The organism is Haematomicrobium sanguinis DSM 21259, assembly GCF_000688395.1.
In the GTDB taxonomy this organism is placed as follows: Bacteria; Actinomycetota; Actinomycetes; order Actinomycetales; family Micrococcaceae; genus Haematomicrobium; species Haematomicrobium sanguinis.
This window is the reverse complement of the sequence record NZ_JIAG01000011.1, coordinates 1-14,557: the sequence shown is the minus strand read 5'-3', so window position 1 is coordinate 14,557 and position 14,557 is coordinate 1. Positions and strand designations below refer to the sequence as shown.

The following is a 14,557-nucleotide window of genomic DNA, read 5'->3' as shown; positions in this document are numbered from 1 at the left end:
CTCGGCTAGCGCCCCCAAGCACAAACCATCCCGCAACACCCCGGCATTTGTTAGCCTTTTGCTTATGAATTCGCGCCGGGAGGTCACGCCCCCATGTATTTGAAGTCCCTCACCGTCCGGGGCTTCAAGTCATTCGCCTCCGCAACTACCTTCGAGTTTTTTCCCGGCGTGACCGCTGTCGTAGGACCCAACGGCTCCGGCAAGTCCAACGTGGTGGACGCCCTCGCCTGGGTCATGGGGGAGCAGGGTGCCAAAACGCTGCGCGGCGGGAAGATGGAAGACGTCATTTTCGCCGGCACCAGCGAACGCGCGCCGCTCGGCCGAGCTCAAGTTTCGCTCACCATCGACAACAGCGACGGCGCCCTCCCCATCGAATACTCCGAAGTCACCATTTCGCGAACGCTCTTCCGCTCCGGCGGCAGCGAGTACGCCATTAACGGCGAAAACTGCCGACTCCTGGACATCCAAGAACTCCTCTCCGACTCCGGTCTCGGCCGTGAAATGCACGTGATTGTCGGTCAAGGGCAACTCGACCGCGTCCTGCACGCCACACCCGAGGACCGCCGCGGCTTTATTGAAGAAGCGGCCGGAATCCTGAAGCACCGGCGCCGTAAGGAAAAAACGCTGCGCAAGTTGGAGGCCATGCAGTCCAACCTGACGCGCCTGACCGACCTCACCACCGAAATCCGCCGCCAGCTCAGTCCGCTCGGCAAACAAGCGGAAATCGCCCGGCGCGCGCAAAAGGTACAGATTGCGGTCCGGGACGCCCGGGCGCGCCTGCTCGCCGACGAGCTGGTCACTCTGCGCACCGCACTAGAAAACGACGTCGCGGACGAGACCGCCCTTAAAGAACGCAAAGACGAGGTCGAAAAGCTCCTCGCCGCCCAGCGCACCCGACAGGCCGAACTCGAGCGCCTCGCCGCCGAGGCCACCCCGAAGGTCAGCCAAACCCGCAACACCTGGTACCAGCTTTCCGCGCTCAAGGAACGCTTCCGCGCGCTTGCCAACGTCGCCAATGAACGTTCGCGACTCCTCGGACGCACCGACGAGGAGCCAACCAGCTCTCAAGACCCCGATGCCCTGGATGAGCAAGCAACGCAGCTTGGTACCGAATACACCCAGCTCGAAACAACAATCGAGAGTCTCAGAGAAGCTCTCGACGAAGCCATCAACACTCGCGGCGCCAAGGAAGAGGAAGCCCGCGCCGAGGAACAGCGGCTCACCAAGATGCTCCGCGCCGCCGCCGATCGCCGCGAGGGGGTCGCCCGTCTCGCCGGGCTCGTGGGCGCCGCGCGCTCCAAGGTCGAGGGCGCCGAATCCGAGGTTGTGCGCATCCAGCACAGCATCACCGAGGCGACCGAGCGGATGGAAACCGCGCAACGCGAATTCACCGCCCTCGAAGGCGACATCGCGGGAGTCGAGGCCGGTGAGGCCGGGCTGGACGACGCCTATGAAAACGCCGCCCGCGCCCATGAGGACATCCAGAACGAGGTCTCCGCGTTTCAGGACACGCTCCGCGAACTGGAGCGCAGCATCGCCACATCGACCGCGCGCCGCGATGCGCTTGTCCTCGGACTGAACCGCAAAGACGGCGCGGCCGCCCTCCTCAACCAGGACCGCAGCGGGATCCTCGGCCCGCTCAGCGAACTCATGAGCGCGAAAAAGGGCTACGACCAGGCCATCGCCGCCGCGCTCGGCAGCTTCGCCGAAGCCATCGCGGCCACAGATATTGACAGCGCCAACAGCGCGCTGGCGGATTTGGCAAACAACGACGGCGGTCAGGTAGAAATACTCTTGGCCCACCCGATTGCCGCTCACCCAGGCAAAAAAGAGCCAACCAACACCACACAGAGCGCGCTACCCAAGGGGGCCCACCGGGCACTCGCGCTCGTGAGCGCGCAACCCGAAATTCAGGCGACGCTCGAGAGCGTGTTGGGACACGTCGTCGTACTGGATGATGAAACGCTCATTCGGGAAGTGCTCGAGGCCGAGCCGGACGCGACCCTTGTGACCCGTGCGGGCACGGTGTTTACCCGAGTGAGTGCGCGCGGCGGTTCGCAAAGCGCGCCAAGCTCGCTGCAGTTGCACGCCACGATTGCCGAGACCGAAGCCGACCTCAACTCCGCGCAAGCCGATTTTGAGCGAACAACCTTTGCGCTCTCTGGGGCGCAGGGCCGTGAAGGGCAAGCCCGCGAAGCGTTGGAAGCTGCGCTCGCCAAACTCAACGAGTCGGATGCGCAACTGGCAGCGGTCTCGGAGAAGCTGGCGACCCTCGGTGCGACCGCGCGCGGGGCCCAGGCAGAGCTTGTGCGGTTTGAGCAACAGCGAGCCACCGCCGAAGCGAAGGTGGGTGAGCTGCAAGCCGCGTTGGAGGAAGTCACCTCGCGGTTGGCCGACGCGCAGGAGGAGCCGGCCGAGGCCGAACCCTCCACCGAGCTGCGGGACGAGTTGGCGGCCGCGGCGAGTGCGGCGCGCCAGTCCGAGTTGGATGCGCGGTTGGCGCTGCGCAGCTCCGAGGAGCAACTGAAGTCTTTGGGCAACCGCATTGATTCGCTCAAGCGCGCCGCGGAATCTGAGCGGAATGCCCGGGCACAGGCGCAAGCGCGGGCCGAGGAGCGGGCACGGCAGGCGGCGAAGGCGCGTGCGGTCGTGGCGGGGGTGGAACACGCGCTGCGATACCTAGATGTCTCGCTCGCGCGGGCAGCGGCGGAACGTGACCGCGCCGAAGAGGTGCGCGGACGCTGGGAAGCCGAATTGGGGCAATTGCGCTCCGGCAATGAGGAGCTGGTGCAGGAACTCGCGCAGTTGACGGATTCGGTGCACCGGGATGAAATTGCGCGGACCGGGCAACGGATGAAGATTGAGAACCTGGAAAACAGGTCAATCGAGGAATTGGGCTTGTCCTCGGAGAATTTGGTTGCGGAGTTTGGGCCGGACCAATTGGTGCCGTTCGAGGAGGAGAGCTCGGACAAGTGGGCGGCGTTGCGGGCGCCCGTAGACGAGTCGGGCGAGCCCATTGCGCAGGGCCGGCCGTTTGACCGGGACGAGCAAGAGAAGCGGTTGCGGCGGGCCGAACGCGATTTGGCGGCGCTGGGCAAAGTGAATCCATTGGCGCTGGAAGAGTTTGCCGCGCTGGAGGAACGTCACCAATTTTTGAGTAGGCAGCTGCAGGATCTAAAGAACAGCCGCAAGGACCTGTTGGAGATTATTCGAGAGGTCGATGAGCGGGTTATCGAGGTCTTTTCCAGTGCCTTTGCCGATACGGCGGCGCAGTTTGAGCGAGTGTTTGGGCGCCTGTTCCCCGGGGGCGAGGGGCGCTTAGTGCTCACCGACCCGGAAGACATGTTGAATACTGGTATCGAGGTGGAGGCGAAGCCGGCGGGCAAGAAGATCAAGCGGCTGTCGCTGCTCTCCGGCGGGGAGCGCTCGCTGACGGCGGTGGCGCTATTGGTGGCGATCTTCAAGGCGCGGCCCTCGCCGTTCTACGTCATGGATGAGGTCGAAGCTGCACTGGATGATACGAATTTGGGCCGGCTCATCACAATCTTCGAGGAACTGCGCGAGTCCAGCCAGTTGATCATCATTACCCACCAAAAGCGGACCATGGAAGTGGCCGATGCGCTGTACGGGGTGACAATGCGCGGCGATGGCGTGTCCACGGTCATTAGCCAGAAGCTGGGGGAGAGCGCCTAGGGACCGCTTGAGAGGCGACCTCCCGGCGGGTGTGAGAAGCTAGATTTGTGGATCAACAGACTCTCACTATTGTCATCATTGCCGTCATCGCGTCGATAGCCGTTATCGGTTTTCTCGCCACCCTGCTCGTCAAGAACCGGCGTTCGCCGCTGGGCGACTACATGGGCGAGCGGGACGCCAACGACCCCGCCCCAGATAGCTCCGCTTCTGCGGGGGCAACGGGCACCGCGGTGGAGGAACCGGTCGAGGTTCCCGATGACATTAGTTCCATTACCGAAGACACGGTCACCGAGGTTCCCGTTGAAGAGGAACCCGCGGTTGAAACCCCGGCTCCAGTGCAGGGACGGCTCGCACGGTTGCGCGCGCGTCTGGTCAAGTCCAACAACATGCTCGGCAAGGGATTGTTGGCGCTCTTGTCCTCGGACAAGATTGATGACGATGTCTGGGACGAGGTCGAAGAGACTCTGCTTTTGGCCGATATCGGCTCCGACGCCAGCGCCGAACTGGTTGATGCGCTCCGCGAACGCGTCAAGGTGGAGGGCTCCCGTTCCCCGGACGAGGTGAAGGCGATGCTACGCGAGGAACTGCTCAAGGTGGTTGACCCAACCTTGGACCGCGCGCTCGCCGATTCGCGTCAAGGCGATGACCCGGCTGTCATCATGATGGTGGGTGTCAACGGCGTGGGGAAGACCACCACCGTGGGCAAGCTCGCGCGTGTGCTCGTTGCCGAGGACAAGGACGTGATCTTGGGTGCGGCAGACACCTTCCGTGCCGCGGCCGCCGAACAGTTGGCCACTTGGGGCGCCCGCGTGGGCGTGCCGACGGTGAAGTCCGAGGTCGAAGGAGCGGACCCGGCGTCCGTCGCTTTCGAGGCGGTGAAAGCGGGCAAAGACCAGGAAGTTGATGTGGTACTGGTCGATACGGCCGGACGCCTGCAAAACAAGGTCGGCCTCATGGATGAGCTCGGCAAGGTCAAGCGCGTTATCGAAAAGCAAGCCCCGGTGTCCGAGGTGTTGCTGGTCATTGACGCCACCACCGGCCAAAATGGCATGAGCCAGGCCAAGGTCTTTGCCGATGCGGTGAACATCACCGGCATTGTGCTGACAAAGCTCGACGGTACCGCAAAGGGCGGCATCGTCGTGGCAATCCAACGCGCGCTGGGTGTGCCCGTCAAGCTGGTCGGTCTCGGTGAAGGTGCGGATGACCTGGCACCGTTTGATGCCGAGAGCTTTGTCGACGCGATTATTGACTAAGCGTCATATGCAAAACCTATGAGTTTTTCTTAACTCTGCGACAACGGCGCCCTCGGCAAGGTGGAGGGCATGAATGTTACCGCAAAGAAAACTCTCATCATTGCTCTGGTCCTGGTCGCCGCACTCGTTGCGGGAACCATTGCGCTCGTTGCCGCGCTGCGAGACAACAGCCCTCAAGTAGCCCCGGGAAAACCCGGAACGACGCAGGGCAGCGACTCTCCGGAAACTAGTGCCAACATCCCCAATGATTCCTCGGCAACCATCGATGGTTCCAACGTCACCTGGATTGGTGACTCGGTGTCCGCAGGTTTCACTCCGGACGTATTGGAGGAGCGGTTCCCTGGAATCAATGTGGACGCCAAGGTCAGCAGGAGCTTTCGAAGCCTGGGCTCGGATATTTCCGAACTCGAGGCGTCCGGTCAGCTCAAGAAGATCGTGGTCATCGCTCTGGGCATCAATGGCATAGCCGAGCCAGAGCAGATGCAGGAGACCGTTCAACAACTGGGGCAAGATCGCCAAATCATCCTGGTCTACCCCAACGGCGGCTCGGGACAGCAAACCATCGACGTCTTCAACCAAATTGCCGCAGAGTACCCCGATCAGGTGCAGACGGCGGATTGGCCCGCCGCGGCGCCCAAGGTCAAGGACTTTGCGCAGGACGGGGTGCATGTGGGCCCGCAAGGTGCTGGAGTCTTGGCAGATACCGTAGCGCCGCTGATCGTCACCGCTCAAGAGCGCCTGAGATAGATGTCGATCGGGACCATGACTCAGGTGAGAGCAACACCAATCGGAACGTCAAGCGGTGCCCAGCGCAACATCACCTTGGATTACCTGCGCGGCCTTGCCGTGCTCCTAGTGCTTGGGTACCACGCGTGGCCGCAGGTATTTCCGGGTGGACTGATCGGCGTGGACCTGTTCTTTGTGCTGAGCGGCTACTTTGTGACGACCATCCTCCTGCGCCCCGGTACACGCCTGGACAACTTTTGGGTGCGCCGGGGCCGCCGACTCTATCCCGCGTTGCTTGCGGTCCTTCCGATTGCGTCCGCGCTTTCGCTGTTGCTCTACCCGAACATTCCCGCCAAGCTTGCAACCCAGTGGTTGGGCGCGCTGACCTGGTCGAGTAACTGGCTATATGTCTTTGGTGATGCGAGTTACTTCGCTAGGTTTGAGCCGCCGCTGTGGCTGCATTTGTGGTCGCTGGGAGTGGAGGGCCAGTTCTACTTGGTGTGGCCACTGATCCTGGTGCTGACCGTGCGCGCAACGAAACGCTTCCGTCCGTCGGCAGTGACGCGCGTCGTCGGTGCCGCCCTGGCAACGCTCGCCCTGGCATCCGCACTTGCCATGATGCTCGGAACCTGGGCCGGTGCGGACCCGTCGGTGTTGTACATGAACACGGCCACCCATGCCTTTGGTGTGTTTGGCGGATCCAGTGTCGCCGCCTTCCAAGCAGCCAGGAGAATCGCTCCTGCGGGCACTGCGCGAGATAGATGGGCTTTTCCCTCGCTCGGGCTAGCGTCGCTGGCCCTTCTCGGGTTCGTCACTCTAGCCCTGTTCCTTCCTGCGAGCGATACGACGACCTTGGCATGGGGGTTGCCGCTTGCTACGGCATTAGCCGTGGCGGCCGTGGCTATGCTGTCCACTCGGGAATCGTCGCGGAACACGGCGGCGTTGCGGCCCCTGCTATGGCTGGGAACTCGTTCTTACGCGGTGTATCTGTGGCATTGGCCGCTGTTGCTGATCTTGCGCGGCATTATGGGGAGCGTGACCGTGGCGACCAGCATTGCGGCCGGTGTGCTCATGCTCGTGTGGACCTTCTTGCTGGCGGAGGTGTCCTGGCGATGGTTGGAACGACCGGTGCTGAAGAACGGTTGGCGTGGAACCGTTGCCATGTTCACCAGGTGGTTAACAGCATCGCCGAAATCATCCAGAAAGCTCCTGCTCTGCGCCGTGACGATCGCGATCGTCCTAATGGCCGCGGCAGTTGCGCTGGTGCTATCGCCGGGTGTATCGCCTTTGGAACAGCAACTGTCCTAGCGCCGGAAGGTCAGCACCGTCACGGTTCCCGCAGTCAGCGGCACCTTCACCGTCTTTCCCTCGTCAAAGCCCGGGATACCGGGGCGCTGATCCTCGGGGATGGCCGGTGCATATTGACCGTCAATGACGGTTTGATCCTGAGCGGTGTAGGCCGGGCCATACATTTGCGTCATGGTGCCGCGATTGACGGTGAAGGGCAGATTGATTGTGACGTCCGTCTGCGCGTTGCGTTCTGGGTTGTTCATGTTGACGATCGCTACGGTGATCTGGTCCTCGTTGTTCTTCATCGCGTATGCATAGGACATGGGATCGCCGGTGGATTGGATGCCTAAGAACTCGCCAGGGGGCAGACTCGAAATGATGGACATGCCCCAGTAATTGGCTCGCTCGGCAAACTCCCCGGAGGGCGCCTTGATGGTGCCGGTATTGCAGATTGGGGACATCGACGGTCCGCCGAGGCAAGCGAGAGTGGAGGAGTGGAAGCCCAGACGCTCCACACCGAGTTGCGCTGAACTCAAAGCGTAATCCGCGTACCAGAGTGCCATCACGTGCTGTTTCGTGAATTCTTGCTCATTGCCGGGACACGCCGAGGGGCCCATTTCGGGGATCCAGATTGGCAGGCCCGCATCCTTGGCGACCTGCATGAATCGCTCACGGAACCCAATGCTTCCCTGACGGTTGTCCGGGTTGAGCATATTAGCGATCGTGGGCTTGGCAGTAGGATCAGAGCCGTTACAGCTGGAGTACGGGTAGTGGTGGAAGGCAAACACCGTGGGCAACGGGAAATCTTTGACCTGTGCGAAGGTTTTGCCCCAGTTGATTTCATAGGTGCCCGGCCCAATCATCGGCGTATTGGGGGCCACCTTTGCAATGGCATCGGCGTATTGGCGGATCTCATCGATGTACTGAGGATCGGCCCACCCTTGTGGGCGCATATTGTTCGCCGGGTAGCCGTTCGGCTCGTTGCCGGGGGTGAAGCCAAGGAACTTGTCGCCAAAGATCTCTTTCGCGTTCTTCACAAAGTCGGCGGCGCGTTCGGGCTCAAAATTCGCAAGGTCCACCACAATTGCGACGGTCGATCCGGTGGCCTCAAGAAGTCCGTTGACTCGGCGTAGATCGTCTGGCGTGACGGTCGTCGGGGTTTGATTCGAGCCAGGCTGGATGCGTCCGGGCAACGGCTCGCCGGTTGAGGTCCAGAACGCACGCCGTTCCACCGAGTTACCGCCAAAACGCACCATCGGGCCGTTCAGGTCCTTGAGCATCTTGACCGCGGACGGGTTATCAGCGCTCAGCGCCGGACTGGCCATATCCACCATTTCCAGAGAGAGACCCGCAAGGCCCTGCTTGATCATGGTGCCGGTGGAGTCGCTGCCGATGTTGACTGTCAACGGCTCGACCGGTTCAAGCGGCGAACCCGGAGGCGGGCCCACTTGCTCATATACCCCGTTGGGCTTGGGGGCGTTGGGTACCTTTTCCGTCGGGGTGGGGGTTGGCGTCTCGGTGGACTTGGAGGGCGAAGGCGTTGTCGTTTCTGCCACCTGTGCAGGCTTATTCAACCCATTCAAAATGAGCGGAATCGTGATTGCCAAGATGGCGATGACCGCGGCAATGACCGAGCCCAGAATAATCTTCTTTTTCTTATCCTTCGCACGGTCTTCCTCGCTCGCAACGACCGCGGTCTCTGCACGTTGCCTGCGTCCAGAAGTACCCTCGGGCAGATCGTCAAAGGGGTTGTTGCTTGAGGGCGGGGTCGGCTCGGACATGATCCTCCAAAGTCGGCAGGGCACAAAACGGCAAAGCGCAAAAGAATGGCGCACACAATTTCTCGCGCGCTGAGATTCACTCCCAGTGTATCGGCTCCACCTGAACGGGCCCGGCCGCGCCAAGATACCCCGCGAAACCGCGACCGGTTCACCCCGCGAAACACTGCCGAAACACGGGCGCCACCGAATCGACACACAACCGGCCATTTTGTTACACCCCCGCAACTCAACCCCCGCGTCACCTGAAACACTCCACCAGAAGACTGGGGGATAAGCAGGAGGCACCTGTGGTTTGGGAGGTAAACATGGACTTCGCTCCAACCGATACGTGGCTGATCGTCGCCACGGCCCTGGTCTTGTTTATGACGCCGGGCGTTGCGTTCTTCTATTCCGGGATGACGCGGTCGAAATCGACACTCAACATGATGATGATGAGCTTTGTCACGATGGGCATCGTTGGCGTGATTTGGGTGCTGTGGGGGTACTCGATGACAGCCGGCTCCAGTGTGGGTGAGATTTTTGGCAATCCATTTGAGTATTTCGGGTTGGAAGCGATCCTCAATGATCCCGAGGCGACCGACGCGATGATTTATGCGGCCTTTGGCGGGACGTTCGCGATCATCACGGTGGCACTCATCAGCGGTTCGATCGCGGATCGCGCGAAGTTCTCTGCCTGGGCGATTTTCGTGGCGGTGTGGGTCACGCTCGTGTACGCGCCGCTCGCGTACATGGTGTGGAATTTCAACGCGGATGATCCGAACGCACCCGGCGGCCTCCTCAACGCGAACGGCGCCATTGGCAAGACCGTGGGGGTCGCAATTGACTTCGCCGGCGGCACTGTGGTGCACATTAGTGCGGGTGCGGCGGCCCTGGTTTTGGCGCTTGTGCTTGGCAAGCGCCGCGGTTTCGGCAAGGACCCGAGTCAGCGCCCGCACAACTTGCCGCTGGTTATGCTCGGCGCCGCGATTCTGTGGTTTGGTTGGTTCGGGTTTAACGCGGGCCTAGCGGCGACACCGCAGCAGGCGGGACTGATCATCATGAACACCATGGCGGCACCGGCGGCCGCGATGATCGGCTGGTTGGCCGTGGAGCGCATCCGCGACGGGCGTCCCACCTCGCTGGGCGCGGCGTCCGGAATCGTTGCCGGACTGGTGGCGATCACCCCGGCGTGCGCGAATGTCTCCCCGCTGGCGGCAATTGGGTTGGGTCTGGTTGCAGGCGCAGTGTGTGCGATGGCGGTGAGCCTGAAGTTCAAGCTCGGCTATGACGATTCGCTGGACGTGGTGGGCGTTCACCTGGTTGCCGGCATCATTGGCACGCTCGCGCTCGGCTTCATTGCGTTGCCCTTGGATGGCACACCCGGCGGCCTGTTCTACGGCGGCGGATTCGGCCAACTGGCGGCGCAGGCGATTGCCGCGTTGATCGCGATTGTGCTGAGCGGCGGCGTGACACTGGTGCTTGCGCTAGCCCTCAAGTACACGATTGGGTTCCGGGTTGACCGTAAGAGCGAGGAAGATGGAGTGGATCTGTCCGAGCACGCTGAAACCGCGTACGAATTTGGCGGCCTGGGAGTGGGCGGACCGTTCCGGCCAGCCCCGGGGCGAGAATTGGTGCCAGATTACGTCGCAGCAGGGCCTACCCAAGGCTCGTCCGCCGAGGAATCTAAAGAGGAGTCAACGGTATGAAACTCATCACCGCAATCATTCGCCCCGACAAACTCGCCGAGGTGCGCGAGCGGCTAGAAAGCTACGGCGTGCAGGGTCTAACGGTCAGCCAGGCGAGCGGCTACGGTCGGCAACGCGGGCACACCGAGGTCTACCGCGGTCACGAATACACCGTCGATCTGCTCCCCAAGGTACGCGTCGAAGTCCTCGTGGATGAACCGTGGGCGGATGACATCGTCGACGTCATCGTCTCCACCGCCAACACCGGCAGCGCGGGCGACGGCAAAGTCTGGATCACCACGGTCGAAGAGGTGATCCGCGTGCGCACCGGGGAGCGCGGGGCCGCGGCAATCTAGCGGCCCACCCAAGCGGGTTTTTGGCAAGAATGTACGACGGCGATACTCGCCTTCGGTGCCGGTAGGCACCCAAGGTAGGCATCGCCGTCGTTCTTCTTTTGCTAACTCTCTTGAACCTGAGGGTCCTCGATCGGATCCTCCTCGCGGGAGGTTTCCCAGTCCTCGGGACCAAACGAACCGGCCGGGTATTCCTCCATGGGAACCTTGTCAAGGTTTTTCCAGGCCTCGAGGACGGGGTCGACGATGCGCCAGGAGTCCTCAGCGATGTCGCCGCGGACGGAGAGGAGCGGGTCGCCGGAGAGAACGCCGTCCAGGACTTCGCCGTAGGGGAGGAGGTCGGAGTCGTGCAGGTTCGCTTCGAGGATGGCGCGATCAAGGGTGAAGATGTTGCCGGGGCCGTTGACGTCGATTTCCATGCGAAGGGTCGCGGGGCCAAAGCCGATGCGCAGGCGGTCGGGCTTGTCGCCGCCGAGGAAGCCTTCGGGGAGGTGGGCGACCGGCTTGAAGGTGATGATTGCTTCTTTGCGTGGTTTCGCGAGGGCTTTGCCGGAGCGGAGGATGAAGGGTACGCCGGCCCAGCGCGAGTTGTTGATGGCGATCTGCACTTCGGCAAGCGTTTCGGTGTTTTTGCTTGGGTCGACGCCCTCTTCGTCGACGTAGTTGGGGACCGAGCGGTCGCCGATTTTGCCGGCGGTGTAGCGGGCACGACGGGTAGAGACCTCGACGTCGCCCGCGATTTTGCTGGCGCGCAGGACCGAACCGATGTGGTCGCGTAGGTCGCGCTCGCCGAGCGTGGCAGGCGGGTTCATGGCGATGAAGGCCATGATTTGCAGCAAGTGGCTTTGGATCATGTCGCGGAGGGCGCCGGCGCCGTCATAGTAGGAGGCGCGGCCCTCTAGGGTGAGGTCCTCGTCGAAAATGATCTCGACCTTGGCGACGTTTTCGTTGCTGAACATGGGTTCGAGGATGCGGTTGGCGAAGCGCAGCCCAAGGATATTGAAGACCGTGGACTTGCCGAGGAAGTGGTCGACGCGGTGGATGTGGTCTTCGGGGACGAGCTTGACGAGCATGTCGTTGAGTTCTTTGGCCGTTGCAGCGCTTTCGCCGAAGGGCTTTTCCATGACGAGGCGGGTGCCTTCGGGGAGCTCGCCAGGTTTGAGAAGCGAAATGGCTTTGAGGCTGACGGCCGGCGGGAGTGCGAAGTAGATGGCGATGGGAGTGGGGAGCCCGTCGAGGAGTCCTGGGAGTTCGCCTTCCTTGGTGACGTCCGCGACGCGGTAGCTGGCGTTGGCGATGACCTTCTCGAGGGCTTCGCGGCCGTTTTCTTTGCACTCCTTGAAGGCGGGTTCGAAGGCCTTTTTGACCCGATCGCGCCACTGTTCTTGGGTCCACTCTTCGCGTCCGGATCCCACCAGATTCAAGTCACCTGCGCGGCCGGTGGCCACCAGTTTGGCGAGGCCAGGGAGGAGGAGACGTGCGGTGAGGTCGCCAGTGGCGCCGAGGATGAGAAGTGTCTTGACGGAGGGCTTGGACTTCTTGGATTGTTCGCTCACAGTCCTAGTTTGCCAAGTCCGGGCGAAATTCTGAACCAATTGCGTCTGTCGGGGGCAATTTTTAGAACGGGGCCTGGTTTAGAAGGGTGCGCCTGACCAGTTGGTGGTGGCGTTTTCGTGGGGAAGGGTGGCCCAGGGATCACGAGTGGCGTGGTCATTACTGCGGTCGCCTGTGTTGGCCGTGGTCTGGTTGCCCCTGTCGGGTTCCGATTCAGGGCCGGGTGTGGTGCTGGTTCCGGTGCCGGTTCCTGTTCCGGTGGGTTCGGTGATGTAGGTGTTTCCGAGGGGTGAAGTCCATTGGACCGTGTTGGTTTCTGGGTCCAGGACTTTGGCTTCCCAGCCGTGATGTGTTTTGAGGTTGTGGTGTTTGCGACACAACAACTGAAGATTCTCGGGGTTCGTTTCGCCGCCGGCGTCCCATTCGTGGATGTGGTCTGCGTCGGTGCGACGGGCGTTGACACCGCATCCGGGGAACTGGCAGGTGTCCGAGCGCAGTTGCAGGAATTCACGCAACTGGGTGTCTACCCGGTAGCTTGAGCGACCCAACGCGAGCGGTCTGCCAGTGTTGGGGTCGGTGAGTATTCGGTAGAGGGTGTGTGCGGTTCCGGCGACCTCGCGTATCGCGTCGGCGGGGATGGGACCGTACCCGGAGAGGAACCCGTCCTGCTCATCCAACCCCGCCAACGACGTGGCCGGGATCGTCACAAAGATTTTCGCTTCACCGCGCAACCCCGACCGCGAACCCGAGGCAGTTTCTGGTTCGGCACCGCCAGCGGAGCGGGCTGCCTGTGATTCGCTGGCGCCGTTTCCGGTGTCAGGGTGCGCCGATGCGTCACCCTTCGTGGGGTGGTCGTGGATGACGCCGTCGGGGTCGACCCAGTAACGCTCCTCGCGCTCCCGGTCGTTCTCAGGCGCCGAACCGGTACCGGGATCGGGCGCACTTGTCCCCTCAGTCTTGTCGTCAGGCGCAACTGTCCCCTCGGGCCTATCGCCAGGCACAGTAGTCCCCTCACGCCTGGCGTTGGGCATGGTGGTTCCGTCGGAACTGGCTGTAAACGTGGCACCGGGCTGTCCGGTGGTGTTGAACAAGTTATGGATGGATTCGAAGGAGAACTCCACATCCGGCGTGCTGTCGCAGGGGCCCGTATCGCTGGGAGGATCGTCGCCTTGTGGTTGTGCGCTCGGCTGCTGGGCATGTTCCGAACCGGTTCCTGGCGCACCCGTCCCCTCAGCACCGTCAGTGCTCTGGCTCGCGTCTGGGCCCGCGCTGCTGGTCCCTGCCGGGTTGGGTGGGGTGTTCGGGTACGACTGGTTGTAGTTATGGGTGATCAGGTCGGTGAAGACATCGGCGATCAGTTGTTTCAACGTACGAGTGTCGTTCTCACTCTTGGCGGTGATCGCGAAATCTGTGAGGGTGTTCATGAACCGGTGCGCCGCCGTCGCCGGCAACAACCCGCTGATAGAGCACATGCCGTTCGACTCATTGGTGATCGACACGTACCGGTGCTTCATCTCCCGCCGCTCCCGCACCGCCAGTGGTTCGGCGTGTAACCGGTTCCGGGTCACCTCGGCGAACTTCGCCACATCATTCGCGGAGCGCACGGGGTATTGGCCGGTCACATCATATTTCGCCGGGAACATGAACTCGTGCAGGCGAGTGTCATAACTGGCGGCTTGTTCATCGGTCAGCCCGACACAGTGTTTCACCGCGGTTTTCACCAATCGGCTGTTCAGTAACCCTGTAATGAATCGTGCTTCGAGTTTCGGGAGCCGGGACAAGGTCGCGGTATCGATCAGCATCCCGGTGGTCACGAACTCGCTCCGACCCCACAACAGCGCCAACTCCGACCCGAGACCCCAGAGCGCTTCGTCCATCGCTTTCACCGACACACCGCACCACACCCGGGGGAACGCGACCTCGGAGTCCTCAACATCGCGGGAATCAAACCCCGGGAAAAACGCCGAACCCCGCGCGAACCCAGTACCAGTACTGGATGCCGGACCGGCACTCGTGCTCGACGAGTCAGCTCCGGTGCTCGAGTTAGCAGTGCTGGAGGAATCAGTGCCCGTGGAGTTAGTGCCGTTGGGGTTGGCCGCGGACGGGCCCGTAGCCGCGCGAGAGTTCGCGTTGGTAGGTGGAGTGACGGTGAACGCATCCTGGTGTTTCCCTCGGCCGCTACCGTTGCCGCGCTTGCCACCGTGCCCGCCTTTGCCGCGTGCGATCTTTTCATCCAAGGGCAG

General features: G+C 62.2%; 9 protein-coding genes. 6 read left to right on the top strand and 3 right to left on the bottom strand.

Annotated elements, in window-relative coordinates; all coding sequences use genetic code 11:
- Nucleotides 1-93 precede the first annotated feature (93 nt).
- The 4 genes from smc to O148_RS16120 all read left to right on the top strand — a co-directional run bounded on the left by smc (nucleotide 94) and on the right by O148_RS16120 (nucleotide 6,980).
- Entirely contained in the window at nucleotides 94-3,693 is a 3,600-nt protein-coding gene (gene smc / locus O148_RS0110370; protein ID WP_026530848.1) for a chromosome segregation protein SMC, read from the top strand.
- Between the two features lie 47 nt (nucleotides 3,694-3,740).
- Nucleotides 3,741-4,946, top strand: coding sequence for a signal recognition particle-docking protein FtsY (gene ftsY, locus O148_RS0110365; RefSeq protein WP_026530847.1), 1,206 nt, complete (start codon nucleotides 3,741-3,743; stop codon nucleotides 4,944-4,946).
- 69 nt (nucleotides 4,947-5,015) lie between these two features.
- Nucleotides 5,016-5,693 carry a homocysteine S-methyltransferase family protein gene (locus O148_RS0110360; protein ID WP_026530846.1) on the top strand — a complete coding sequence of 226 codons (678 nt, stop codon included), beginning with the start codon at nucleotides 5,016-5,018 and terminating at the stop codon, nucleotides 5,691-5,693.
- A 24-nt stretch (nucleotides 5,694-5,717) separates the two neighbouring features.
- Nucleotides 5,718-6,980, top strand: a complete 1,263-nt coding sequence (locus O148_RS16120) for an acyltransferase family protein (protein WP_169737529.1) — start codon at nucleotides 5,718-5,720, stop codon at nucleotides 6,978-6,980.
- On the opposite strand, the gene O148_RS0110350 is transcribed toward O148_RS16120, so the two are convergent.
- Complete coding sequence (locus tag O148_RS0110350) at nucleotides 6,977-8,743, bottom strand: glycoside hydrolase family 5 protein (RefSeq protein ID WP_051620100.1); 1,767 nt, start codon at nucleotides 8,741-8,743, stop codon at nucleotides 6,977-6,979. The two genes, O148_RS16120 and O148_RS0110350, sit on opposite strands and share 4 nt — an antisense overlap.
- 305 nt (nucleotides 8,744-9,048) lie before the next feature.
- On the opposite strand from O148_RS0110350, the gene O148_RS0110345 reads away from it, so the two are divergent.
- A complete protein-coding gene (locus tag O148_RS0110345) occupies nucleotides 9,049-10,428 on the top strand; it encodes an ammonium transporter (RefSeq protein WP_026530844.1) in 1,380 nt (459 codons plus the stop codon).
- Nucleotides 10,425-10,763, top strand: coding sequence for a P-II family nitrogen regulator (locus tag O148_RS0110340; protein WP_026530843.1), 339 nt, complete (start codon nucleotides 10,425-10,427; stop codon nucleotides 10,761-10,763). The genes O148_RS0110345 and O148_RS0110340 overlap by 4 nt, the downstream gene beginning before the upstream one ends.
- A gap of 101 nt (nucleotides 10,764-10,864) precedes the next feature.
- Here O148_RS0110340 and O148_RS16115 read toward each other — a convergent pair whose 3' ends face one another.
- The gene (locus tag O148_RS16115) at nucleotides 10,865-12,316 is read right to left on the bottom strand and encodes a glucose-6-phosphate dehydrogenase (protein WP_035745826.1); all 1,452 of its coding nucleotides are present in this window, start codon (nucleotides 12,314-12,316) and stop codon (nucleotides 10,865-10,867) included.
- A gap of 78 nt (nucleotides 12,317-12,394) precedes the next feature.
- Nucleotides 12,395-14,557: HNH endonuclease signature motif containing protein (locus O148_RS16110; protein WP_035745824.1), on the bottom strand; the 2,163-nt coding region annotated here is incomplete at its 5' end.

Coding starts and splice junctions, on each gene's coding strand:
- O148_RS0110340 (WP_026530843.1), top strand. CDS start 10,425: ATGAAACTCATCACCGCAATCATTCGCCCCGACAAACTCGCCGAGGTG.
- O148_RS0110350 (WP_051620100.1), bottom strand. CDS start 8,743: ATGTCCGAGCCGACCCCGCCCTCAAGCAACAACCCCTTTGACGATCTG.
- O148_RS0110360 (WP_026530846.1), top strand. CDS start 5,016: ATGAATGTTACCGCAAAGAAAACTCTCATCATTGCTCTGGTCCTGGTC.
- smc (WP_026530848.1), top strand. CDS start 94: ATGTATTTGAAGTCCCTCACCGTCCGGGGCTTCAAGTCATTCGCCTCC.
- O148_RS0110345 (WP_026530844.1), top strand. CDS start 9,049: ATGGACTTCGCTCCAACCGATACGTGGCTGATCGTCGCCACGGCCCTG.